14 protein-coding genes are annotated in these 25,405 nt (G+C 70.9%); 10 read left to right on the top strand and 4 right to left on the bottom strand.

What is annotated here, in order from left to right; all coding sequences use genetic code 11:
* The first annotated feature begins 22 nt into the window (after positions 1 to 22).
* The 8 genes from QHF85_RS07730 (at position 23) to QHF85_RS07695 (ending at position 12,033) form a co-directional block, all read left to right on the top strand.
* Complete coding sequence (locus QHF85_RS07730; protein WP_281326428.1) at positions 23 to 802, top strand: CPBP family intramembrane glutamic endopeptidase; 780 nt, start codon at positions 23 to 25, stop codon at positions 800 to 802.
* Positions 803 to 1,029: 227 nt separating this feature from the next.
* Positions 1,030 to 2,082: a hypothetical protein gene (locus QHF85_RS07725; RefSeq protein ID WP_281326427.1), complete on the top strand. Its 1,053-nt coding sequence runs from the start codon at positions 1,030 to 1,032 to the stop codon at positions 2,080 to 2,082.
* Positions 2,083 to 2,319: 237 nt separating this feature from the next.
* Positions 2,320 to 2,961, top strand: a complete 642-nt coding sequence (locus tag QHF85_RS07720; RefSeq protein ID WP_281326426.1) for a hypothetical protein — start codon at positions 2,320 to 2,322, stop codon at positions 2,959 to 2,961.
* Between the two features lie 195 nt (positions 2,962 to 3,156).
* Positions 3,157 to 5,499 (top strand): HAD family hydrolase, encoded by a 2,343-nt coding sequence (locus QHF85_RS07715; protein WP_281326425.1) that lies wholly within the window; start codon positions 3,157 to 3,159, stop codon positions 5,497 to 5,499.
* Between the two features lie 66 nt (positions 5,500 to 5,565).
* Positions 5,566 to 7,200, top strand: coding sequence for a hypothetical protein (locus tag QHF85_RS07710; RefSeq protein WP_281326424.1), 1,635 nt, complete (start codon positions 5,566 to 5,568; stop codon positions 7,198 to 7,200).
* 81 nt (positions 7,201 to 7,281) lie between these two features.
* Positions 7,282 to 10,335: a hypothetical protein gene (locus tag QHF85_RS07705; protein WP_281326423.1), complete on the top strand. Its 3,054-nt coding sequence runs from the start codon at positions 7,282 to 7,284 to the stop codon at positions 10,333 to 10,335.
* A gap of 4 nt (positions 10,336 to 10,339) precedes the next feature.
* Positions 10,340 to 11,266 carry a tRNA (N6-threonylcarbamoyladenosine(37)-N6)-methyltransferase TrmO gene (tsaA, locus tag QHF85_RS07700; protein WP_281326422.1) on the top strand — a complete coding sequence of 309 codons (927 nt, stop codon included), beginning with the start codon at positions 10,340 to 10,342 and terminating at the stop codon, positions 11,264 to 11,266.
* Between the two features lie 11 nt (positions 11,267 to 11,277).
* On the top strand, positions 11,278 to 12,033 hold the full coding sequence (locus tag QHF85_RS07695; RefSeq protein ID WP_281326421.1) for a class I SAM-dependent methyltransferase: 756 nt from the start codon (positions 11,278 to 11,280) through the stop codon (positions 12,031 to 12,033).
* A gap of 354 nt (positions 12,034 to 12,387) precedes the next feature.
* Here the strand turns inward: QHF85_RS07695 and QHF85_RS07690 are convergent, their stop codons facing one another.
* The gene (locus QHF85_RS07690; RefSeq protein ID WP_281326589.1) at positions 12,388 to 15,501 is read right to left on the bottom strand and encodes a hypothetical protein; all 3,114 of its coding nucleotides are present in this window, start codon (positions 15,499 to 15,501) and stop codon (positions 12,388 to 12,390) included.
* An 80-nt stretch (positions 15,502 to 15,581) separates the two neighbouring features.
* Here QHF85_RS07690 and QHF85_RS07685 point away from each other — a divergent pair, with 80 nt between their 5' ends.
* Positions 15,582 to 16,586: an aspartate-semialdehyde dehydrogenase gene (locus QHF85_RS07685; protein ID WP_281326420.1), complete on the top strand. Its 1,005-nt coding sequence runs from the start codon at positions 15,582 to 15,584 to the stop codon at positions 16,584 to 16,586.
* A 584-nt stretch (positions 16,587 to 17,170) separates the two neighbouring features.
* Positions 17,171 to 21,133, top strand: coding sequence for a hypothetical protein (locus tag QHF85_RS07680; RefSeq protein WP_281326419.1), 3,963 nt, complete (start codon positions 17,171 to 17,173; stop codon positions 21,131 to 21,133).
* A 322-nt stretch (positions 21,134 to 21,455) separates the two neighbouring features.
* On the opposite strand, the gene QHF85_RS07675 is transcribed toward QHF85_RS07680, so the two are convergent.
* From QHF85_RS07675 to QHF85_RS07665, 3 genes are all read right to left on the bottom strand, one after another.
* The gene (locus QHF85_RS07675; RefSeq protein WP_281326418.1) at positions 21,456 to 22,892 is read right to left on the bottom strand and encodes a hypothetical protein; all 1,437 of its coding nucleotides are present in this window, start codon (positions 22,890 to 22,892) and stop codon (positions 21,456 to 21,458) included.
* A 143-nt stretch (positions 22,893 to 23,035) separates the two neighbouring features.
* The gene (locus tag QHF85_RS07670; protein WP_281326417.1) at positions 23,036 to 24,559 is read right to left on the bottom strand and encodes a hypothetical protein; all 1,524 of its coding nucleotides are present in this window, start codon (positions 24,557 to 24,559) and stop codon (positions 23,036 to 23,038) included.
* A gap of 11 nt (positions 24,560 to 24,570) precedes the next feature.
* Positions 24,571 to 25,404: a hypothetical protein gene (locus QHF85_RS07665; protein WP_281326416.1), complete on the bottom strand. Its 834-nt coding sequence runs from the start codon at positions 25,402 to 25,404 to the stop codon at positions 24,571 to 24,573.
* Position 25,405: the final 1 nt, after the last annotated feature.

Raw genomic sequence — 25,405 nt, 5'->3', positions numbered from 1 at the left:
CCGCTCGCCCCAGAAAGGCGATATGGCAGCTCCTCAGCGTTCGTGGCGACAATTCGGCGTGCTCTTCGGCCTGGGAGCTCTGGGCGTCCTCAGCCTGCTCCCCATCACCATCCCGCAGCTCCGGCAGTTGACGCTGAGCGGCACGCCCTTGCCGCCGCTGCCCGTGCTCGTGGCGGCGTCGATGATCCAGCCCCTGCTCCTCCTGGCATTGGCCGTCGCGACGGGCGTTCGCCTCGCGCCCTCCTTGCACCTGCGCTCCCACGTCGCCGCGTGGGCGGCCGGCGAGCCCGCAGGTGAGCCGCGATTCCGCGCCCAGGTGCGGATCGCCGTCGGCCTGGGCATCCTCACCGCGCTCGTGGTCCTGGCCCTCGACCATTTCATGCTCCCTACCCTGGGCGAAGCCGGCCAGGGCCTCCGCATTCTCCAGAAACGCACTGCGTGGACCGTGATCACGAGCGTGCTCTATGGCGGGCTCACCGAAGAGTTTTTGATGCGGTGGGGCCTCGCGACGTTTTTTGCCTGGGCCATTGGAAAGATCGTCCGGACCTCGGGCAGCCCCACCACGGCGACGGTGTGGGTCACGATCGCGCTCACCGCCCTCCTCTTCGGCGCGGGCCACCTGCCCGCCGTCCACGGGCAGGGCCTTCCGCTCACGGCCCCGTTGATCGCCCGCACCGTCGTTTTGAATGCAATCGCCGGCGTCGCCTTCGGCTGGCTCTATTTCCGTCGCAGCCTGGAATCTGCAATGCTCGCTCATGCGACGGTTCACCTCACCTGGACCGGCCTCTCGCTCCTCGTCTGATCCTCGCGCGCGCCGAGGTCGGCGGATCCCGACTGACGACAACACCTGGTCACTCGTGCAACCACCCCCGCGTGACCGTCCCCGTCGAAATGCGGCTTTTCGGCGCTTTCCCATGCCTTGCGCTGCTGGCGCGCCTCGTGCATTGTGCCTGCACGTCGTTCGTCCGTGGACACGGCCCGGGGAACCCGAGCCCCCCGGAGCCAGAGCTTCAGGCAAGGAGACTTTACATGCCGTCCTTTTCCAAGAGCGCAATGGTCCTGCTCCTCGCGAGCCCCCTCCTCGCAGCCGTCATTGCTGTGGGCTGTAGCGACGAACCCCAGACGCAAAGCCCCAGCGGCTCCGGCGCGAGCGGCGGCGGCATCGCGACCGGCGGCATGGGCGGCACGGGCGGCGTCGGCGGCAGCACGGGCGGCGCGGGCGGCACGGGCGGCACGGGCAACATCCCCGACGCCGGGCCGGATGGCTGGGTGGGCCCGGACGGCGGGTTCGTCACGGCCGCGTGCGTCAACCAGGTCTATCAGTGCGGCGACACGATGGACAACGACGGCGACGGCCTCATCGACTGGCAGGATCCCGAGTGCCTCGGCCCCTGCGACAACAGCGAGACCGGCCTCGGCGTGAGCATCCCCGGCGGCTCCGGCGCGGCGTGCGTTCAGGATTGCTTCTGGGATTCGAACTCCGGCACGGGCAATGACGAGTGCTACTGGAACCACCAGTGCGACCCGCTCTCCACGGCGCCCGACTACAACCCGGAGTGGTGGAACGGCGACAAGTGCAAATACAACCAGAACGCGAACACGCCCGGCACGCCCCTCAGTTGTAACGAGCTCCTCAACGACCAGCCCGAGACCTGCAAGCAAATCTGTCCGGAGCTCACGCCGAACGGCTGCGATTGCTTCGGTTGCTGCGTCCTTTACAAGGGAGGACAGGAGTACGGTCCGGTTTGGCTCGGCACCGAAAATGGCCTGGGCAGCTTCTCCTGCACGCTCGACAAGCTCGACGATCCGAAGGCCTGCGCCCCGTGCACGCAGGTGAAGGGCGCCTGCTTCAACGAATGCGGCAAGTGCGAGCTCTGCATCGGCAAGGACACCCTGCCGCCCGAGTGCTTCCCGCCGCCCCCGGACGGCGGCATGGGCGGCATGGGCGGCAGTGGCGGCATGGGCGGCAGCCCGCCCGAGCAGTGCCCTGCCGACGTCCAGCCCTGCGGCCTGCCCGGCCAGGAGCCCTGCAACTTCGGCTTCTACTGCCTCACGGGCTGCTGCATCGAGGAGCCCAAGTGAAACCCGGGGGGCAGAGGCCCGTCGATCCGGGACAGGCCCCCAGCAAAGTTCTGCGACGAACTCTGCCTCCAAACCCCTCCCCTCACAGCACGAATCCGGTGTAAGTAGCGGACGCCTGGGCCCGTCTTACGCCCAAGCATCGGTGAGCCGCAGCGTCGGCCCCGAGCGTCTTCCGAGGTGCGGCGGCGCCGCCGCGCACCCGAACCACGGCAGCATAGATTTCCAAGGAGCCAACCCATGCGCCTCTCGATGATCCTCCCCGTGGCCCTGCTGGGCCTCTTCGCCGTCGGCTGCGGCGGCAGCGACACCCCGGACCCGAACGACCCGTCGCAGCAGAACCAGTACGCGGCCGGGCAGCAGCCGGGCTCCTACAACCCGAACCAGTACCAGCAGCCGGCCCCCACCCCGACGCCCGCCGCGACCACCCCGACGCCGGCGCCGACGGTGGGCGCGGGCGCCTCGGCAGGCGCCCCGGCCACGCCGATCGCCCCCGCCGCCGCCCAGGTCGCCACGCTCGCGCTCCAGGGCCTCGCCGCCTCGGAGGCCCCCGGCATGCAGCCCGACGGCCAGCCCTTCGCCGCCCAGTTCCAGGAGGGCCAGGTCCTCGAGCAGGCGATCAACATCGAGGCCGGCAAGTGCTACTCGGTCATCGCCTCCGGCGTCGGCATCCAGCAGCTCGACGTGCAGCTCGTCCTCAGCGCCGCCCCCCTGCCCCCCCAGGTCCTCGCCCAGAGCAACGGCCAGGGCGCCACGGCCATCCTCGGCGGCAAGGCGAACGGCTGCTTCAAGAACCCGCTGCCCATCGGCGGCCCCGGCAAGGTCATCGTGAAGGCGACGCGCGGCGCCGGCCTCGCCGCCGCCCAGATCTACAAGAAGTAACGATCCGCCAGGGTCGATCCCCCCGCCCCGCCGACGTCCGTCGCGGCGGCCCTCCACCTTCTCCCTTTCCCTCGCGATTTTCCGCAATTACGCGGTGTTACCGCCTGCGGCCGCGTGCACGAGTTGCCCGCCGGTCGTGATCGCCCGCGGCCCGAAGTTCGCTAGCGCACGCTGCGACTCCGGTCCGCGGTGACGATGCATCATTCCTTCCCCACTGCGCTGGTCGATGGAGACGCCCGCCCCGGGCGCGAGGGCGGCCGCGGGCGCCCCGCGTTCGAGCACGAGGCGACCTTCCATGTCGAAGGCCTCTCCTGCCGGAGCTGCGCCCGCCGCGCCGAGCAAGCCTTGCGCGCCCTGCCCGGCGTCCGCGCGGCGTCCGTCGGCTTCTTCGGCGAGATCGCCCAGGCCATCTACGACGTGCGGGTCACGAGCGAGCGCGAGATCGCCTCCGCCATGGCCCAGCGCGGCTTCACGCTCACGACCGCCGTGGGCGCACCGCCGAGCGAGCGGACGCGCCTCGACGCAGGGCGGTTCGGCCTGGTCGTCGCGCTGCTCGCCAACCTCATCGCCCTCGCCTCGTGGCGGCCCACGCGCGCCCCCGAGCGGGAGATCGCCTGGGTCGAGCTCGGCTTCACGCTGCTGCTCTTCGCCGTGGCCGGCCCTCCCCTCTTCCACCGCGCCCGCGCCCTCGCGCGCCGCGGCGTCGTCGGCACCGAGGTCGTCACGCTGACGTGCGCCACGCTGGCGCTCGCCCTGGGCATCCTCGCGATGGTCGCGGACCCGAGCCGCGCCGCGTCGATCCTGGAGAAACTCACGCGCTTCGGACTGGAGCTCGACGGGCTCTCGCTCGCGGCGTTCGAGGCGTCCGGCGCGATCCTCGGCTTCTCGATCCTCGGGCTCTACGCGCACACGGCCTTGCTCACGCGCGCCTTCCGGGGCCTCACGCAGTCCGCGGCGACGCGCGAGGCCCGCGTGCGCCGCGTGGGCCCGAACGGCGTGGACGAGCGCGTCGCGTGCGCCTTGCTCGCGCCCGGCGACCGCGTGCGCCTCGGCGAAGGCGACGTCACGCCCGTGGACATCGTCCTCGAGGGCGCCGCGCGCGTGGCCCTGCCGGATGGACACGCCGTGGATCGAGCCGGGGGGCAGATCGTCGAGACGGGCGCGCGTCTGCTCTCGGGGGAGGTCACGGGGCGCGTGGCGCGGGCGTCCTGCTCGGAGATCGCCGCCGCAGCCGACGCCGAGGTGCATCGCGCCGCCCTGCGGATCGAGCGCGACGCGCGGCAGCGCAGCGGAAAGTCGTTCGCGCACGTCGCGTCGCTCGCCCTGTCGGTCGCGTCCGTCTCGTTCGCCGGCTTCGCGTTCGTCGTGCACGCGCTGCTCGGCCGCGGCCCGTTCCACCCCGACGGCTATCTCACGGCGATCGCCGTGCTCATCGGCGCCTCGCCCGCGGCCTTCTTGATCGCGCTGCCGGCCGCGCGGACCATCGCCGTCCTCCGGGCGCGCGCGGCCGGCGTGGTCGTCAAGGATCCGGCGGCCCTCGAAGGGATCGCCACGGCCACGGTCGCCTGCTTCGACAAAGCCGGCACCGTGACGCTCGGCACGCCGCGGGTCACGCGCCTCGCCTGGCGCGACTTCCCGGACATCTCGATCCTCGAAGACGTGGCCGCGCTCGAGGCGAGCGCGACGCACCGCGCGGGCCGCGCCATCGCGCATCACCTCGTGGTGGCCGGCGTGCGCCCGGGCGCGCTCGACGAGGCCGCGGACGTACGCCCCGACGGCGTGGTCGGCCGGGCGCGCGGCGCGCTCATCGAGGTCTCGGCCGCGCGCCCGGGGGATGCGCTGCCCACGGACGCGCGCGAGGGCGCGAGCCTCGTGTGCGTCCGGCGAAACGGGATCGTCGAGGCCTGGTTCGAGCTCTGGGATCCGCCGCGGGTGGGCGCGGAGAAGGCCTTCCGCGCGCTCTTCCAGCGGGGGCTCGGCTGCCGCCTCGTGAGCGGCGACGGCCCCGACGCGACGCTCGCGCTCGCGCATCGGCTCGGCGTGCCGGCGCTCGGCGGCCTCGGCCCGGCGGAGAAGGCCCTGCACGTGCGTGATCTCCAGCAGGCCGGCGCGCGTGTCCTCCACATCAGCGACGGCCAGGAGGACCGCGCGAACAAGTGCCCGGCGGACGTCTCGCTCGCCGTCGCGCCCGGCGCGTTGCCCGTGGCCGTGCCTGCGCCCCTCGTGCTCTGCGACGACCGCCTGGAGACGATCGCGTGGCTCGTCGACCTCGCCCGCGCCTTGCGGGCGACCGTCCGGCAGAGCCTCCTCGTCTCGGTCGTCTACAACGCCGCCGTCATTCCGCTCTGCGCGGCGGGCTTGTTGAGCCCTCTCGCCGCGGCGGGGCTCGTCCTCGGCGAGACGTTGATCCTCTGCGGGAACGCGGCGCGCCTCCTGGTTTCGCCCGGGCTGCCTGGCAAGGCCGCGACGCCTCCGGGTTTGCCCGCCGCGGGCGCTCTCGCGCACGTCCGGACAGACCGGGTGCCCCTTCCGCCCTGAAAAACCACCCAAGATCGTGCGCAGAGAGGTCGCCGCCGCCCTCGTTCCGGGGTAAACTCGCCTCCGATGCGCTTTCCTTCCCGACTTTCATGGTTTGTCCTCTTCGCCACGGCGGGGCCACCGCTCCTCGGCTGCGCCCCGAGTGAAGACAGGACCGCGGAGACGCCCTGGTCGCCGCCCGTGGAGCCGGCTCCCGAGAACCAGCTCATCTTCACGAACGAGGGGCCGCTCTCGCTCGGCATGCGTGAGCTCGCCACGATCACGGTGCGAACGGAGCCGCCGACCTCGGACGAAGTCTGGTTCGTCCTGCTCGGCGACTCGCTCGACGCGACGCTCGATCGCGTCGCCGCGCCGATGGACGCGAAGGGCACGGCGACCGTGACGATGCGCGCGCCGAACAAGGCGACGACCTACCGGCTCCGCGCGTGGATCAAGGACGGCCCCTCGGCCGAGCTCCCGGTGACGGTGAGCGGCGACGGCTTCGCGACGCTCGACGTCGTGCCCCAGTACAAGGGCAAACGCGTGGTCACGGAGTGGACGGTCAGCGTGCTGCCGCGCTCGACGTGCGAGGCGGTCGCGCCGCTCCTGCCGGAGGGTGCCCCGGCCGATTTCGTGAACAGCGCGCCGGTCGACGCGCCGCTCCTCGTGGACAAGGCGCCCGTCGGCCCGACGCTCGCGGTCTCGGTGCGCGCCGGCCACTTCGCCTGGGGCTGCGCCACGGCGAGTGGTCTCATCGCCGGCACGACGCATACGCTCAAGGTCAACGTCATCGACAAACCCATCGTCGTCGGCAAGACGGACCTCGACGTCACGCTCGACTTCGTGCCCGCGCAGGCGCCGTTCCTCTCGATGCTCGACGCGGCGGGCAAGAGCTTGCGCGACAGGTTCGCGCCGGCCGACGTCGAGATGGCCTCGGTGCTGCTCGACGAGATGGCCGCGCGCGTGTCCGAGCTCGAGGAAGCAAACTTCGCCGAGGCCCGCGCGGCGAGCGGCTGGGACACGATCACGAAGGATCACCTCGCCGCGCAGCCGATGTCGCTGCGCGCGGCGATCGAGGGCTTCCTGCAGAAGGGCATCGCCGCTCCGCCGAGCCAGCTCGCCGGGCGCTTGACCGCGCTCACGGCCGTCCCCGGCTACGGCACGTTCTCGCCGAGCCGCTTCGGCGTCGTCCCGGCCGACGAAGCGGGCATGCCGGGCACGCATCTCGTGAAGATCGCGTCCGAGCCGGGCGACAACCTCTCCACGAGCGGCGAGATCTTCTGGCTGCCCACGCGTTACGTGGGCGGCGCGTGCAAGAGCGTGGCGCTCGAAGGCGCGCCCGAAGGCGCGACGATGGGCGATGCGCTCGCGACGATCGCGGCCTGCGACGCGCTCGGCCAGGCCCTCGGCAGCTTCGGCGCCTGCGACGCCGCTTGTCTCGCCGGTCTCTGCCAGGAGGCGCTCACCGCGCGCTGGGACGCCGCCCAGGATGGTTCTGCCATCGAGGGAAAAATCGGCCTCCTCCAGATCTTCGCGGCAGCCGGCACGACGGTCGACGACGTCGCCGTGCCCGTCTCGCTCGAGGGCTCGTGGCTCGGCAGCGTCACCGACGGCGTGATCGTGGCGCCCCTCGGCAAGGCTCCGATCACGGGCGTGCTCCCCGGGCTCGGCGAGGAGATGCCCGCCGAACCGCCGCCCGATCCGGCCCCGCCCTCCCCCTGATCCGGACGACACGAGCCTCGCGCGACCTCGTTCGCGTGAAGCTCCCCTTCCGTCCGCCTCCTTCGGTATCCTCTCGACCCCATGACGACCGCTCGCCTAGGGGGCTTTTCTTCCACGCGCACACGCGCGGCCTTCGTCCTCGCGCTGCTCGGCGCGATCGGCGCCGTCGCCGCGCCGAGCTGCACCACCGAAACCACGCCGGGGACCAACCCCGGCGGCACGGATCCGACGCTCCGGCCAGGTGACTTCTGCTCGGCGCCGTCGCCCGACGTGGTGAAGCTCCGCTTCGAACCAAGCCGGGTCTTCCTCGCGAAATGCGCCGACGGCGCGACGTGCGCGTCGCGGTCGGTCCGCGTCGTCGCCGAGCCCGACTTCTGCACGAAGACCGCCATCCGCTTCGAGACCTCGAGCGCGGACATCACGCCCGCGCCGAAGGGCGACACGCTCGACCTGTACAAGGCCGGCGTCGATGTCGCGGTCCTCGCGGGCAAGACGGGCGGCAGCGCGACGTTGAAGGCCTTCCTGCCCCGCGGCGACGGCACCGAGGCCGAGGCCACGCTCGAAGTCGAGGTCCTCGACACGGCTGGCACCGCGGATCTCACCTGCGCGGCCGGCGACGGCGCGACGGGCGCCGTCGAGGGCGGCAAGACGATCACCGCGAAGGGCAGCCTCGCCGCGGCGAGCCTTGGCCTGCCCGAGCGCGCGAGCGAGCCGAACAGCGGCAGCTACCTCTGGAGCGTCCCCAAGTTCGACGCGACGATCGCGTGCGGCGACGCGAAGCTCCCGTCGGGCTACGAGCCGCTCGGCCCTGCGGTCACGTTTGGCCCCGTCACCTCGAAGTTCCAGCGTGACGTGCCGATGACGATCCCCCTGAACCCCGCGCGTTTGCCCGAGAAGGCGCGCCTCCGGCACCTCGCGGTCTCGTACTCGGGCCCGGCCTTCAAGGAGCCGCGCGTCGTCCCGGTCGCGGACGCGCGCATCGTGAAGATGGGCGACGGATGGGCGCTCTCGTTCATGGCGCCGCGGCTCGGCACCTACCAGGCCGTCGTGTCGGCGGACGCGGGCACGAACGCCTTCCCGCGCAGGCTCACGCACCGCGCGATCCTCGGCGTCTCGATGGGCGGCGGCGGCACGGCCATGTTCGGCATGCGCCACCACAACCTCTTCGACGCGCTCGCTCCGCTCGGCGGACCGGTCGACTGGACGTGGATGCTCGACGCGGTCAAGCGCCACTACGTCGGCGGGTTCCGGCCGATCGCGAAGGGCACGGTCCTCGGCGACATCAACCTCGAGCCCACGCTCTGCCAGACGAACGCCGAGTGCGCAGCGGACGAGACGTGCATCGGCGTGATCGACGGCTCGCCCGGCAAGTGTGCGTGGAAGCTGCCGCCGCGGGATCCGTACGAGCACACGCAGGTCTTCAACCAGTGGTGGTTCGAGTACCCGCGCAGCGGCACGGGCGGCAGCTTCAGCCGCGAGGCCTACGTGCAGATCTTCCGCGACCTCGCCGTCATGTTCGGCAACCCGAACGGCGAGAACCTCACGCCCGGCGCGGAGAACCTGCCCGCGGGCGTTCGTCCGGACGATGCGAGCCAGACCGGTGGTCGTCCGACGGACGAGTGCACGCTCTGGGTCGATCCGCTCGACGGGCCGGACAAGGAGAAGCAGGAAGAGCTCGCGCAGAACTGCCCGATCGAGCGCTGCGCGCACCCGCTCACGCTCACGGGCTACTTCGACGACGAGTTCAACCCCGACGGCACCTTCCCGGTGATCACGGTCTGCGACGGCTCGCCGCAGAAAGAGGAGCGCACGCCGTACGCGAACTGGTGGACCGCCGAGGGCAACAACTCCCCGCTCGAGCTCGCGCTCGCGGTCGACTACAACGGCAACGGCGTTCGCGACGAGATGGAGCCGATCATCCGCGCCGGCCACGAGCCGTGGGAGGACGTCGGCAAGGACGGGATCCCGAGCGCGATGGAGCCTGGCTACATGCCCGGCGTGAACGAGGATCCGGCCGGCGACGACTACGACGCGCAGTACAACCCGACCGGCAGCGAGCGCAACATGCGCTTCGACGACGGCGAGCCCTTCCAGGACGTCGGCCTCGACGGCGTGCCCAGCACGAAGCAGCAGCCTCCGGGCGGCTGGCAGAAGGAGGGCGACGGCTACGACGTCGGCGAGGGCGACGGAAAGTTCACGGTCGCGAGCGGGCTCGATCGCTTCTGGGAGCGCGACGCGCACTCGATCGTGCATCGCATCACGCGCGACGCGCCGCCCGGCGGCGAGCTCGACGACGCGGCGCTGCGGCGCATCGACGTGTGGACCGACGGCGGCACGCGCGACCTCTTCAACTTCGGCGTCAGCGCGCAGCACCTCGCGGGCGCGTTCGGCGCGCGCAAGCGCGCGGTCACGTACTTCTCGGACTTCACGCAGCACCCCGAGCTCGTCCCGGGCAGCTTGAACAGCTACGCGCCCTCGCGCGTGCCCTACGAGGATCTGCCCGGCATCGTGCTCCAGCGGTACGGCAAGCTCGATCCGACGGCCGAGGACATCGAGAGCGGCAGCGGGCAGCATGTGGGCACGGCGAACGAGCTCGTCGCCCGCCTGCAGAGCGCGCTCTACTTCATCGGCGCGCGCTGGCCCGATCCGGAGCTGCGCTCGCTCGTGCTGGAGAGCAACGACGACGCGGATCCGGAGGCGGAGCCGTGCGAGGTCCAGGGCGCCTGTTCGTTCGAGTTCGAAGCGTCCGGCCGCGTCGGCCCGGTCAGCGTCGCGCTCCCGCCCGGCTACGCGCACAAGGACCAGAAGGAGCGGCGTTACCCGGTCGTCTTCGCGCTGCACGGCTACGGCCAGGAGCCGAAGGATCTCGTCGCGGCGGCGACGCTGATCAAGACGTTCATGAACGCGCCGACGGACAGCATGGAGAGCCGCCTGCCGAAGATGATCCTCGTGTTCGTCGACGGCCGCTGCCGCGTCGGCAAGGATGGCAAGGCCGAGTGCATCCGCGGCACGTTCTTCGGCGAGAGCCCGCTCCAGAGCGGCGCGAAGCTCGAGTCGTGGTGGCTCGAGCTCATGAACCACATCGACACGAAGTACCGCACGATGGGCGAGACCGAGTCGATGTGGACCGAGTGAATTGGTGGTCTACGCTTGGGGGCTACGCTCGGACCAGCCGAGCTACGCCCCCAAACCCCCGAGCACATTGCTACCACCCGACGATCCCCGCCTAAAACCGATCTCGCTCACGCCGATCGGGATCCTGCGCACGCCCTTCCCCGATCGCGTGAGCACACCGCGCCAGCCGCACGTCTCGGAGGGCGCAGAGGGCCGCATCGAGCTCGCCTCGGGCCTCGGGCTCGAGCACGCCGTCAGCGATCTCGAAGGCTGGGAGTATCTCTGGGTCGTCTTCCTCTTCCACCTCAACAAAGGTTGGAGGCCCAAGGTTTTGCCCCCGCGCAGCGCCGGCAAACGTCGCGGCGTGCTCGCCACGCGCTCGCCGCACCGGCCGAACCCGATCGGCCTCTCGCTCGTGCGGCTCGTCTCGGTCGAGGGCCTCGTGATCCACGTGCGCGACGTCGACATGATCGACGAGAGCCCCGTGCTCGACATCAAGCCCTACATCCCCTACGCGGAGGCGCGCCCCGGCGCGCGCACGGGCTGGCTCGAGCCGCTCGCCGCCGAAAACGAGAGCGCGAGCGCGGCCGAGGCCCCGGCCGATCCCGAGCCGGGTTTCTCCGTCGCGTGGAGCCCGTACGCCGCGGAGCAGGCCGCGTACCTGAAGGACGAACACGGCATCGATCTCGTTGCGCCCGTCACGCGCACGCTCCGCCTCGGCCCGCAGCCGCACCCGTACCGCCGCATCCGCGTCCTGCCCGACGGCACCTCGCTCCTCGCGCACAAGGACTTCCGCATCCGGTTCCGCGTCGAGCGCCGCGACGTGACAGTCCTCTCGATCGGGACCGGCTACCGCGAGCGGGATCTCGCGCTGTCCGACGATCCAGCGGTCGAAGTCCACCGCGCCTTCACCGCCCGCTTTCCTCCAGGCGGGGAACCGGCGGCGTGCTAACGCATCCGTCGATGCGGCCCTCCCTTTGTCTCCTCCTGCTCCCCGTCATCGCCTGCGCGAGCGAACCTCCGAAGCCCGTGTACAGCACGGCGGAGACGATGCCGCATGACGAGCTCGTGGCGAGGCATGCCCCCCCCGGCAAACCCCATCACGCGCATGGCGGCGGGCATCACGGGCACGGCGGTCCACTCGTGCATCGCTTCGAGAAGGCCGAGGACTGGGCCAAGGAGTTCGACGATCCGGCGCGCGACGCGTGGCAGAAGCCGGCCGAGGTCGTCGCCGCGATGCGCCTGTCGCCGGGCCTCGTCGTCGCGGACATCGGCGCAGGCACGGGCTACTTCGAGCCGCACCTCTCGCGCGCCGTCGGCCCGAGCGGCAAGGTGCTCGCCCTCGACCTCGAGGCCGACATGGTGCGCTACCTGCGCGAGCGCGCGGTGAAGGAGAAGCTCGACAACGTCGAAGCGCGTCAGGTCGGGCTCTCGGATCCGGGGCTCGGGCAGGGCACAGTCGATCGCGTGCTCATCGTCGACACGTGGCACCACATCGACGGACGAAAGGACTACGCCGCGAAGATCAAGGACGGCCTCAAGCCCGGCGGCTTGCTCGTCATCGTCGACTTCACGATGGAGGCCACGAAGGGCCCGCCGAAGGAGCACCGCATCACGCCGGAGGCCATGATCGCCGAGCTCGAAGCTGTGGGGCTGAAGGGCGAGGCCATCGCGGAGACGTTGCCCGACCAGTACATCGTGGTCGCGAAAAAGCCCTGAGCATGGGTCTCGTCGAGAGGGCGTTTCGCTGGGGCTTTGCCCCAGGCCCCACCAGGAGCTATCCGCTCCTGGACCTGGACCAGCGCAAGCGCTGGACTCGTGGTCGATGAACTGCGCTCCGCGCAGTTCATCGAACAAGCCAGGTCAAGACCGCTACCGACCCTGCCAACCAAAACAGCCGCGCTGACGTCTCGACTGGCGAGGCGGTCCCACCGGCCTGTGGGAAGAACTGCGCATCGCGCAGTTCTTCCCCAAGTGGTCCAGGGCTGGCCCTGGTTCGGGTCGAGGGGCGAACAGCCCCCGCGGGGCCCGGGGCAGCGCCCCGGCGCGGCGGCTCCCCAATGAGACCCATGCTCAGCGACGGCTACAGGCGAAATTCCACCGCCGTCCCGTCGAGCGCTCCGTTGCCGCGAGCGGCACCGCCCCGGTCGCCACCGGTTTGTCCGCGGGCTGCGGCTTCGCGTCCTTCTCCGCCAGGAACGTTCCGTCGAGGCGCGCCGCGATCCCTTCCACGCACACCGATCCCGGATCGAGGCGCAGCCGCATCTCCATCGAGTCGAGCGCGGCGCGGCCGTCCGGAATCTCCACGGCGGGCGGCACGTCGAGCGACGTGTCCATGACCCAGCCGTCCTGCCCCTCCGCGCAGCGCGGCGGCAACGCGCCGCCGAGGTCTCGCTTGCCGAGCGCGATCGGCTCACCCACCGCGCCCGTCTCCGGATCGACCGGGTGCACGTACATCCCGCCGAAGCGATCGCCCGGCTCCGGGATGCTCGTCACGAGCAGGCCGAGGCCCGTCCCGAGCGCGCGACGCACGAGCCGCGGCGGCTCCGGCATCGCGTACCGCGAGGGGCTCGGCCGGTAGAACGACGTGACGAGACGCAGCACGCCGAGATCCACGCGGTAGAGCGCCACCATGTCGTAGGCCGCGCCCTGCACGAGGAGGAACCAGCTTTCGCCGAGGCGCACCGCGCCTTGCGGCAGCGGCCTTGCGAACCCCGTCGTGCGCCCCGCCGCGTCCCGCAGCAGCAGCACCGGCTGCCCCTCGCTCGCCGCGAGCAAGGAGCAGCTCGTTCCCCGACAAACGTGCGCCAGCGCGTGACGCCCGGTCGGATCGAGGAACGATCCCCACGACGCGAGCGGGTACGAGCCGACGCCCATGCCCTCGGCCGTCGAGGTCTCGTCGGGCCAGGGCGGCGCGCTCGTCGCCGTGGAGCGAACGCCGCCCGCGGGATCGAAGCGATCGTCGAAGCGCACCAGGAAGTGTCCCGTGCGCGACCAGTCCGAGCCCTTCTTGCCCCAGGCGTACGCGCGCAGGCTCACGAGGTCGTAAGGCGCGCCGTTGTCGATCCCGAGCTCGTCCTTCTCCAGCGTCGGCGCGGGCAGGTTGCGGAACGTGCTCCAGGGCGTCTTCTGCGGCTGCTGCGGCACGCGCCCGAAGCCGCCGAAGCCGCCGAACCCCCCGAACCCGGGCGGCACAGGCGGAGCCGCGGCCTCCTTCTTCGCGGGTTTGTCCGGGAGCGGCTCGGTGACGGGTTTGCCCACGGGCGCGCAGGTCATCCGCACCGTCGGCGTCGTCTTCATCGACACGTAGAGCGAAGGCGGCGCCTCGGCCGCGCCGAGATCCCCCGAGATCGCGGGTTTGCCCCAGCCCACGCGGACCCAGCCCGCGAGCACGCACCCGACGGGCCCGCAGGCGCGCGTCGGCGCGTCGCTCGGCTCGACGTCGTGCTCGGGCAGGTCGAAGACCTTCCACGTCATGCCGCCGTCGATCGACTCCGCCGCGCGCCCGCCCTCGCCGGGCGACAGCGCGAACCGGCCCGAGATCACGACGCCGTTCTCGTTGTCGCGCGCCTCGCCCGCGGTCACCGTGCCGTCGAGTTTCACGCGCACGCCGATCACCGGGCCGCCTGCTTCCACCCAGCCGCCGAGCACGCCGGGCTCGCGCTCCTCGAACCCTTCGAGCCACATCCCGCGCCGCAGCTCGCGCGCCACGCTGCGCGGCTTCTGCGGCAGCACGAGCGGCACGTTCGTCATCTCCGCGCCCTTCAGGATCGTGAGCTGCCCGGTGCTGCCCGCGCGCGGGGGCACGAGGATCGCGACCCGCTCGTCCGAGAGCGCCACGACCCGCTCGACCCCGAGGTCGCCCTTCACCCGCACCTCGCGCGTCGCCCCGCTCGCCGCGCGCACGCAGTACACGCGCGTGCCCGCGTCGCTCGCCGCGCTCGCGGCCTCGGCCTTCGCGCCCGGCCTCTTCGCCTCATCGGCACTGTCCTCGCACGTCCCGCGCACCACGAGCGCGCCCGCCCCGTTCGCCGAGACGAACCGCGGGCCTTTGAACGAGAGGACCTTCTGCATCGCGAGCGGCGGGACGAACGCGTAGACGTTCGTCGGCCCCTCGCGCTCGCCGCAGACGAACCCGTACGAGGCGCCGAGGCGCACCGCGTGGCAGCTCGCTTCGCGCTCGGGGAACGCCGTGAGATTCAGGTCGACGATCGCGGCCGTGTCGAGCGAGACCCGCGCGAGCGCCCCGGCCCGCGCGACGACGGCCGTGCGCGCCGTGTCGGGAAAACCGTCCTCCACGGCCGCGCGCAGCACCTTCTTCCCGAACGGGCCCTTCGGCGCGCCCGGCGTGCTCGCGTCGCCTTCGTCGTCGGTCGCGACCTGGTTCGCGCGGTACGTCAGGTTGCCGCGCGCATCGAGCACGTACTTGCCGCCCGCGACGAACATCGTCGGCTCGCCGCCCACCACCGAGATCGCCGCGGGGCGCTCGGGGAGCTGGAGCGGCCGCCACGTCGTGCCCGCGTCGAACGTGGCGAGCACGCCGCGCAGATCCGCGTCGACGACCCCGGTGAACCCATCGGCGAACGCGAGCCCGCCATACGCCGCGGCGGGCGGCAGCGGCGCGAGCGATCGCACCTCGCCCGACTCGGCGTCCACCGCGACGAGCTTTCCGTTCGAAGAGAGCCGCAGGTAGAGCCGGTCGAAGCCCGGCACGACATCGCTCGTCGTCGACGAGAACTGCACGAGCGGCCGAAGTTTTCCGAGCCACGACGAGGCCCGCCAGAGCTGCGTGCCGCCGCCGGACGTCGCGTGGAAGACGAACCCCCCGCCGAGCCGGCTCGGCAGCGCCACGGCGCTCACGTGGCCGAGCGGCAGAAGCTCGTTCGCCCGCTCGGTCGTCCCGTCGTCGCGCACGAGGAGCCGCATGCGATCGACGAGCACGCGCCGCGCGCCCGCCTCGTACGCGACGAAGCCGCGATCGCCGCGCACATCGGGCACGAGCCGCGACGGCGAGACCATCGGGACGAGTTTTTCCGGGACGGCACCGGCGTTCGCCGCGGGCGGCGCGGACCCCTGGGCCGCGCGACCCGAGGCGCCCGATTTGCAGCCTGTCACGGTCAGCGACGTGAGCGGCGCGAGCGCAAGAAGCGCGAGGAGGCACGACGAAGCGCGGGGAGAGCCTCGCATCACGGAAGCCATGCTAGCGCGCGCCCCGCCGAGGCGCAGCGTTCTTGCGTCGACCGCGGACCGAGCGCTATAGCGGCACCATGTCGTGTGTCGTTGCTGTCGTGGGCGCCACGGGCGTGGTCGGGCGGGAGATGTTGCGGACCCTGGAGCTTCGGCGCTTTCCGGCGACCGAAGTGCGCGTCCTCGCCTCGGCGCGCTCCGCGGGCAGCCGCGTCCCCTTCCGCGGCGGTGAGCTCGAGATCCAGGTCGCCCGCGCGGAGGCCTTCGACGGCGTGGACATCGCGCTCTTCAGCGCCGGCGCCGCCGCCTCGCGCGAGCTCGCCCCGCTCGCGGCCGCGCGCGGCGCAGTGGTCATCGACAACTCGAGCGCGTGGCGCGGCGATCCCGACTGCCCCCTCGTCGTGCCCGAGGTGAACATGGACGCAGCGAAGAACCGCCCGAAGGGCATCATCGCAAACCCGAACTGCAGCACGATCCAGATGGTCGTCGCGCTCGGCCCGCTCCACGCCGCGGCAAGGCTGAAGCACGTCATCGTCTCCACGTACCAGGCCGCGAGCGGCAAGGGCCACGCGGCGATGGACGAGCTCATCACGCAAACGCGCGAGCTCGCGGCCGGCGCCGAGCCCACGGCGAACGTCTTCCCCGGCTCGCTCGCGGGCAACCTCCTCATGGACTGGAAGGCCGGGAGCCTGCCCGACTGGTCGGAGGAGGAGCTCAAGATGGTAAACGAGACGCGCAAGATCCTGGGCGACGCGGAGATCGGCGTGACGCCGACGACGGTGCGCGTCCCGGTCGTCACGGGCCACAGCGAGGCCGTGCACGCGCAGTTCCACCGCCCAATGACGGCGGCCGAGGCGCGCGAGCTTTTGCGCCGCGCCCCGGGCATCCGCCTCTTCGACGAGCCTTACGCGCCGGGAAAGCACCCGCAGCCGCGCGAGGCAGCCGGCACCGACGATGTTTTTGTTGGCCGCGTGCGCGATGACCTCGCGGTGCCGGGCGCGCTGAACCTGTGGATCGTCGCGGACAACCTGCGGAAGGGCGCGGCGCTGAACGCGGTGCAGATCGCGGAGCGGCTCGTCGGCTGAGGAAGTGCCCCCCGTCAGGGCGTAGCGCCGGGGTTTCACCCCGAACCCGACCAGGGGTTGTCCACCCCTGGACCCGGACCAGGGCCAGCCCTGGACCTCTGGGCATCGACTGCGCGATGCGCAGTCGATGCGGGGGAATTTTTGTAGCGTCCACCCCTCTTTGCTGGGCCAGCCCTGGACCTTTGCATCGACCGCGATGTGGTCGATGCAATGGCGCATCGCGCGGCGGAGCACTCGCGAAAGGCGGCGCCCCCCGCGGCCGGGCCGTTCGTTCCGGCACGCGCGGCATCCCTTCCCGCACCCCGAGGGAAAGAAAGCTACAACACACGCCTACCTTCCCACGGAAGTGCGGTTCGCTCCCACGGACGTGCGGTTCGCTCCCACGGAAGTGCGGTTCGCTCCCACGGAAGTGCGGTTCGCTCCCACGGAAGTGCGGTTCGCTCCGGGGGCGTGGGAAAACCCTCCCTGCACAATCGCTCTTCCTTCCTGCGGAGCGCCGCGACCTTCCTGCAAAGTTGCCTTGACGCGAGGGACCGTACCGCCCTCCGATCGCCCACCCACACGCCGTCAGGCCTCCCCCGCCCATGGCCAAGGACAAGAAAAAGCGCGCCGTCTCGCTCGACCCCGAAGACGTCATCACCGGCCGCGTGCGCCCCGAAGCGCGAGAGCTCGTCGCCCTGATCCGCGACGTCAACCCCACCGGCCTCGGCCTCGATCGCCGCGAGACCACGCGGCGCTACGCCCTGAAGAGCCGCCTCCAGAGCGTACTCGTCACGCACTTCCGCGACGCCATCGAGATCCGCCCCGAGCCCGACGAGCCCGGCGTCGTCCTCCTCCACCATCGCCCCTCCGGCCTCGACGCCTGCCACGCCGTGGTCGCAGAGCTCGACGACGACGCGCGGTCCTTCGTCCAGCGCGCGATCGATACAGCATCCCCCGTGCCCCCGACCCCGGAGGCTCCACGCAAGGCCGCGCCACGGCAAGGCGATGGGCGCGCGCCGAGAGGCGCGGACGAACCGCGGGGCGTCCGTGACGTCCCGGAGCTCCTCCGCGCGGCCGACGCTGCGCTCGCGGAGTACGACTACGAGCTCGCCCGGGCACACCTCGAAGAGGCGCTCGCCCGGAGCGGCGGCGACGTGGAAGCCGCAAGCGCGCTCCTCTCGCTCCTCGTGGCCACGCTCGGCGCAGACAAGGAGGCGCTCGACCTCGGCGAGACGCTCCCCCCAGAGACGCTCGCCGAGGTCCACGTGCGCCTCCTCCTCGCGCTCGCCGCCGCAAGGCTCGAAGACCGCGACCGCGCCCTTCGCCTGCTCCCAGCCGCGAACACGAAGGCCCCCCCGGCGCGCGTCGCCGAGGTCTTCGTGGCGCTCGCACGAGCCGCGCTCGCCGCGGGGAACCTCGCCGAGGCCGCCGACGATCTCGCGCGGGCGCGAGCCCTCGACGTGACACACCCGGAGCTCGTCGGCCTCGCGGCCGCACTCGCGAAGGCGCGCGCCACGACACGAGGCCCCGCAGAAGCGGAAGCTTCGCGGCTCTTCGCGGAGGGTGATCTCCAGGGCGCGGAAGGACGAGCCCGCGAGCTCCTCGCGCACCACCCGGAGAGCGAGGTCGCCCGGAGGATCCTTCGCGCCATCGAGGAGCAAAGGAAGCGGGACGAGGCGCGGCGAAAGCTCGAGGACGCATGCGACGCGCTCGATCGCGGCGAGCCTCAGCAAGCCGTCGCGCTGCTCGAAGCGGCGAAGGGTCTCGGGCTGCCGGAGCACGAGGCAGCGCCCGCGGAACGACGGATCGCCGAGAAGCTCGCCGAAGCCCGCGCGCGGGAAGACGAAGCGCACGCCGCGGCGATCGCCCGGACGATCGGCACGGGTGCGCTCGCCGAGGGGCTCGCCGCGTACGCCGCGCTGCCCGCCGCGGGGCGCGGCAAGGTGAAGGAGCGCGCGGAATCGAAGCTGCTCGCGTGGGTGGATGTCATCGCACCTCCCGGCGAAAGCGCGAAGGTGAAGCCAGCCGTAGCCGCGATCGTGGCGCTCCACCGCGCCGCGGAGATCGCCGAGCGAGCGCCGGAGACGGCCATGGATCTCGTCGACGCGCACGAAAAAGTGCTGCACGGCTTCGGGCCCGCGGAGGACGTACGAAAGCGCGCGCAGGTCGCGATCACAGAGGAACGTCGGCGCGTGGCGACGGCGCGCGTCGAGGCTGCGCGGCGGGCGATGGTGGAAGGCGACGTCGCGCAAGCGAACAAGATCCTCGGCGAGGTCCAACGAAAGGATCTGCCAGAGGACGAGGCCTCGCTCTTTGATGGGTTTCGCGCAGAGGTGCAGCGGAAGCTCGAACGACAAGCCCTCGCCGTCTCGCTCGATCAGCTCCGGCGCGAGGGGGATGCCCTGCGCGCACTCGCCGTGTGCGAGGAGCTCGCGGCGCGTCTGGAGGGCGAGGAAGCGGCGCGGTTCGCGGCCGTGCGCGGGGAGATCCGCGCGGAGGTACGGCGCGCGTTTTCAGTGCAGGTCGAGGCGTTCGAGGGAGAGGGCGTCACAGCGGGGCCTCTGGCGATCTTGCACGACGCACGGGTCTTGCCGCGGTGGAAGTGGGAGACGATGCTCGTGCGGACGCGCGACGAGCGCGAGGAGGTCGTGCTCATCGTCCCCACGACGAGGGGCCCGTGGGTCTTCGTCCGCGTGATCGATGTCGCGACAAGCGCGCTCCGGGCGCGCGTGCTCCTGCGGACGCCGAGGCCCCTCGAGGTCGTGACCTTCGCGCTCCGAGGCCATCGCTTGATCCTCGCGGGACGGCACGGAGGCGTGCTCGAGATCGACACGGACGACTGGACCGTGCTCGCATGGTGCCCGAACATCCTCCGCAACGACGGCGCCGTCGTGCCGACGCTCGAAGAGGGCATTTTCGAGGACACGCTGCCGGAGCTGCGCATCGAGGAGGGCACCGTCAGCCCGGAGGGGCGCTACCTCTGGCTCCGGATACGCAGCTCGCGCGACCTGTCGAACGTCATCCGCGTGTTCGACCTCCAGGATCTGCGGCTCGTCCGCGAGATCCCCGAGCACGGCTTCCCGCGCGTCCACATCCAGGGCGTCGAAGGACTCTCGGCGCCGCGCGTCGTCGTCGTCGTGGAGGCCGACAACGAGAAGGACATCGGGCGAACGACGTTCTACACGCCCCGCGGCACGCCGTCCGGCGCGCCGATCCCGAGGGCGCTCCTCTCCCTCACGGTGGCGCCTTGCCCCGACGGCGAGAGCGTCGTCGGCGTCGTCGGCACCGACGACGGGCCGAAGGAACCCGAAGGCGCGCTGTGGGGGTTCGTCCAGGTGGGCGCGGAAGGGGCGGGGCCCTTCCAGCTCTTCGACGGCGTGACGGGCCTCTACGAAGGAACCGCCGTCGGAAGCGCCTCGGCAGGGATGTGGTTCGTGCTGTTCGACATGCAGCGAGAGGGTCCCTTGCTCTTCGGCCTCCGCCACGGACAAGCAGGCCCTTCCATCGTGTACCGCGTGCGCGTGCCGCGTTCCTCGATCTTGCTCGCGACGCCTGGCGCCGACCGCGCGGCGCTCCTCGTGGTGCACGAGGGCCGCCCGACGATCGTGCCGCTCGACGCCAAGCCCCCGAAGGTCCCCGAGGGCCACACCACCAGGGCATTCTACTTGCCGAGCCTGCCCGTGAGGTCTCTCTACGCGAGGCGCTTGCTCTGCCACAAGCCGACAGGAAGGCACCTCGCGGCGGCGATCGCAGAGGAGCGCGCGCTGCGGAAGGAGGGAAAGGAAGGGTTGAAGCGCCGCCTCCTGTGGGCAAAGAGCAAGGCCGGTCCCGACGAGCTCCTGGCGCTCGAGGCAGCACTCTTCGCGCTCGGCGAGCACGCGACCGGAGCCATCGACGAGCTCGCCTGCACGAAGTTCCCCGATCACCCGCGGGTGCGTCTGTCGCTCGCGCGCTCGTTCGCCTGTGCGGCCAACTGGCGAGGAGCGCTCACTCAGCTCGACGGCATCGACCCTTCGCAGCTCTCCGAGGAGGCGGACGTGAAGCACTTCCATCACCTGCGTGGGATCACGCTCCTGATGCTGGGCGAGCCGGAGGCAGCGCTGGAGGCGCTGGATCGGTCGGCGGCGTGCAAGGAGGGCACGTGCGAGCCCGAGCAGCTCCTCCCGCTCTGCGTGCCGCTCGGGGAGGAGAGGTCATGGACGCCCAAGCAAGCCGCGTTGCGGGACTACGTGCGTGCCATCGCCGCCGCGGACGAGGCGCTCGCGCGAGGAGACGCGGACGCGGCGCGGCAGATCCTCGACGGACCCCTCGTGTGGGAAGCCAACGAGGTCCAAGGCTTCGCGCGGCTCGCGGAGACGTACCTATGCGAGGCGGAAAAGCACGCGCCCGTGGATCGATTCCGCAAAGCCTTAGCGCTCCTGTCCTTCTGCGACCTCTTCGACACGCGGAACACGGTGACCCGCCGCGAAGTGCCCCTGCCACGCGCGACGTGGGACGCCGAGCGACTGTCCATGCTCGCGGCTGAGGCGCGCGCATGGGTGGAGGAAGCGCTGAAGCTCAGCTGAGGACGCCGCGCCGGGGCGCTGCCCCGGGCCCCGCGGGGGCTGTTCGCCCCTCGACCCGAACCAGGGCCAGCCCTGGACCTCAGGGGGAAGAACTGCGCTCCGCGCAGTTCTTCCCACAGGCCGCCGCTGGTACCACGTCGCCCGTTGAACCGTCAGCGCGGCCGTCTTGGTTGGCAGGGTCGGTTGCGGTCTTGACCTGGCCTGTTCGATGAACTGCGCATCGCGCAGTTCATCGACCACGAGTCCAGCGCTTGCGCTGGTCCGGGGTGGAGGGGGCGGACAGCCCCCTCCTGGGGCCTGGGGCAAAGCCCCAGCGAAACGCTCACCAGGGGAACCACTCCCCTGGGATCGTCTGCCATGCGGTTGGCCTTCGCGGATCTCCTTCCGGCATTACGAGCGAGCCGACGAACTCGGCGTGCTCGTATACGCTCCCGATCGACCGGGAGATCCCGTCGAGATCTGCCTCGTCCACGACGCCGTTGCTCGTGGCCTTGTAGAACTGCACCGTGACGCGGATCGGGAACTTGGGATCCCGTACGAGCTTGAGGTTTCGCCCCTCGTTGTAGGGACCGAGGTTCGGGCCGTGGCCGAGCACCGCTTGCTCCACGTCGCTCTCCTCGGTGGGCTTCATGTCGAACACCTTCGACGGCTTGGCCGTGGCTGTGGCCATGGGCATCGACGTCCCGCCGCCGGACTGCTTCGGGACCGTCGGCACCGAACCGCCGAGCACCCCGCGGTTCGCGTGCACCAGCGGCACTTGTACCAGGAAGAGCACGTCTGCTCCCTTTGCGAGGGCGCTCTTGTCCGCCTCCGTCTTCGGCCCGCCTTGCGCCTCGATTCGCGCCTTCACGTCGCTCCGGCGCTCGGCCGTGAACGAGGAGCGCTGGCCCTTGTTGTTGAAATAGAGCTCCTGCCCCCATCCGCGTGCGCCCATGTCCTCGTTGCGATTCTCGATCACGCTGACGCTCGTGCCCTCGCGCGTCACGAGGAGCGTGAGCACGGCGGGGGATTTCGGGGCTGATTGGTAATTGAAGATGACCGGGTTGAACTCGGCCTTGCCCGTCTTCGGAATCGGCAAGAACACGGCCTGCGCGCTCACCAGGAAATGCGTGTCCCGCGGCGCGAGCAGGTTGCCGCTGCCGAGGATCGAGCCCGGCACGCTGGCGAATTTGCGAATGTCCTTGAGCACGTCCTTGAGCGGCACCGATTCGATCGACCCGCCGTCCGCCTTCTGGTTGCCGACGCGCACGAAAAACCGATCCGCCGGGATGTCGCCCGTGCGGTCCGTGAAATTCGGGAAGCGGATCACCGGCATCAGCGCCGTCTTGAAAAGGTCCCCGCTCTCGTCGCGATAGCGCACCTGCAGCGTCAGATCCGAGATGTTCGGCCCGAGCGACGAGCCCTGGGCCCGGCCCGTGTCCTCCCACATCACGTTCATGACCGACAAACCACGGCGCTGCGCCCCCGCCACGACCGTGCGGTCGCCGATCATCGACTCGACCTTCGCGACCACGTTCGGGTAGTTCACGGTCGGCGCGGGCGCGGGTCCGACGATTCCCCATTCGGATGGGCCCGTCGCCACCTCGGGCCCCGTGGGGGTCGTGAGGGGCGGAGGCGTGGGCTCGGTCTTCGCCTGCGAGGGGAGCGGCTCGGCGGCCTGATCACTGCTTTGCACGACCACGGGCCCGCTCGCGCATCCGATCCCGAGCCCGACCCCCGCGGCAAAGAATGCCGCAACACCCACCATGCTCCGCTTCATTCGCTCCTCCTCGCCTCCGCAGAACGTCCGGGCCGACATCGACCTTACACTTCTTCGTCAGCGGGCTCTTCGACGTTCGTACGCCACAAAAGACTTCGGCCGCGGATCGCTCCGCGGCCGACGTCATCGGACAGGTGTTTCGGTCACACCTTGTTCACGAGCGCGGTGATGGCGGAGCCCTTGTAGAACTCCGTCACCTTCTTCATGTCGCCGTTCGCGATCGCGTAGAGGATCGCGGCGCTCGCGGCGTGCACCGACTTCATCCCGTTGTAATCGGTGCTCAGGCCCGTGGTCGGGTCGATGCCCATGGCCTTGTTGTCGGTCCTCGGATGACCGTGCCAGCCGGCCGGGATGTACCCGTTGCCCATCACGTAAATCCAGTTCGCGCCGCCCGGCGTCGAATCGGGCCACGCCGGCCGGGAGAGCGGATCGTGCGGGTGATCGCCGTGCACCGTGGTGATGACCGTCTTGTCGAGGTTCTTCGCGGTGCAGGCCGGATCCGGCGCGCTCGCGAGGTCCTGATAGAACCGGTCGAGGAACATGCCGTAATACTTGGTCACCATGCGCGCGGCGGCGAGCTGCGCGAAGGTCTCGTGCGGATCGGTGAAAATGCCGCCGCCCGTCTCCGGCACGACGCCAATGACCACCTGGTTCGTCAATCCGAGCGAGAAGGCCTTCTTCGTGATGATGAGGGCCTTCGCCAGGTTGAGGAGCCTGTCCTTGCCATTCTGACCACCGAAGAACATGGCCGCCGCCATTCCCTCGACCTCGGTGGCCCCGTAAAACGCGAGGTCCGCGGCCGTCGGCTGGAGCTGCGCGGCGAGGTTTCGGCCAATCAGGTTCGAGGCCTTCTTGGAGATGTCGAGCTCGCGCGCCCAGGTCGGGCGCCCGGCGGCCTCGCGCAGGCCGAGGATCGCCTTGTAATAGGTCTCGAACATCGACTTGTCTTCCTGCGCGAGCAGGATCGCCTTCGACGCGGCGCTGTTGAACAGGTCGACCATCGAGTCCGCGCTCGGCACGACCGAGAGCGTCGGCGCGCCCGGCGCGGAGCCAATGGAAGCGGGCGCGACGCCGATCGACGGCAGGATCGAGGTCGTCGTCCGTTGCAATGCGCCGATCGCGGCGAAGAGCGTGACGCTATTGCCGACGACGCCGTCGCCGCTGTTGTTCGTGTTGCCCGGGAGTGCGCCGTCGATCGTGATCTGGCGGAGCGGCTTTCGGTGGTGCACGGCCGTATCCGCGACGAGGAACGCGCTCATCGGGCGGACCACCGCCTGCGTCGCCTGGTCGACGAACGGCGCGTCGGGGCCATAATAGAACGGCCGGTCGGCGGGGCCCGACTTGAAATACGACGTCTCGTCGACGTAGTTCGTCATGAAGCCCTGGCCGATCGAGTCGTACGCGAAGGCCGGGTTCATGGCCGCCGCGACGTCGGGCAGCGGCCACATGAGCTGCCAGAGGCAGAAATTGCCGCCGCCGGAGACGATACCGACGTGGCGGTTCGTCTCGCCGCACGCCTCGGCGGCGAGCGCGGTGCCGCCCTCGTCGGCGATGAAATTGAGCAGCCGCGAGCGCTCGAGCGCGAAGCCCGCGCCCGCCGCGGCCATCAGCCGGAGGAAGTCCCGGCGCTGAGGGCCGCGCAAATCCTTGAGTTTGTAGTTTGCCATGGCCCGTTCTCCTACTCGCAGGTGTGCGCCGCGCTCAGGAACGCAGCGACGGTGAGCGCGCGCTTGTTCGCGAGATCCTTGGGATCCGCCTTGTTCGCCTGCTCGATCATCAGGTTGCAGAGGTCCATGTCGTCCTCGCTCGCCGGCCGGCCCATGAGGCAGCTCAGCGAGTTGTAGACGCACTTGCCCGTGGCGGCGTCGAACATGGGGTTACCCACGCCGCTGATCTTGCACTCCTCGGCGTTCTCGATGTTCTGGATGATCTCGGGCGCGGCCTGGATGAAGATGTCGAGCACCTTCGCGGCCGCCGAGATCGTATAGAAATACGACTCGCCCATGCGCGCGTCGAAGTTCGCCACGCCGAGCGAATCCTTCGTTGCCGCCGATTTGTAGAGCTGGCCCGCCGTCGGGGGTTGGCCCGCCGCCGCCGTCTTGTTCAGATCCACGCCGCGCGACGTGAGCAGATCGCCGAGCGCCGCATACGTGAGCTTGCTGCATGAATGCAGCCGCGTGCGGATCTCCGGCGGCCCTTCGGCCGCGCGCTTCTTCAGGATGTCGAACGGATCGTCCTGGCCCGCCTGCGTCGGGTCCATCGGGTGGTGGAAGTTGTTGCTGCCATTCTCGCTCGTCTCGGGATCACCGGACGATTGCGCGCCCGCGCCGGCCGTGCCGCCGCCCGCGCCGCCCGCGCCGCCCGCGCCGCCATTGCCGCCCGCTCCGGGGCCCGACGCCGACGGCACGCAGTCCTCGCCCATCGGATCCTGGGTGCCGAGGCACGCAGCGAATCCGAAGCCGATCGTGAAGAACAGGCCGGGCAGCGCCCAGCCGAGGAAGCTCCGTGCCATG

This window comes from Polyangium sp. 6x1 (assembly GCF_029946515.1).
GTDB lineage: Bacteria > Myxococcota_A > Polyangia > Polyangiales > Polyangiaceae > Polyangium.
This window is presented reverse-complemented; position numbering and strand designations above follow the sequence as displayed.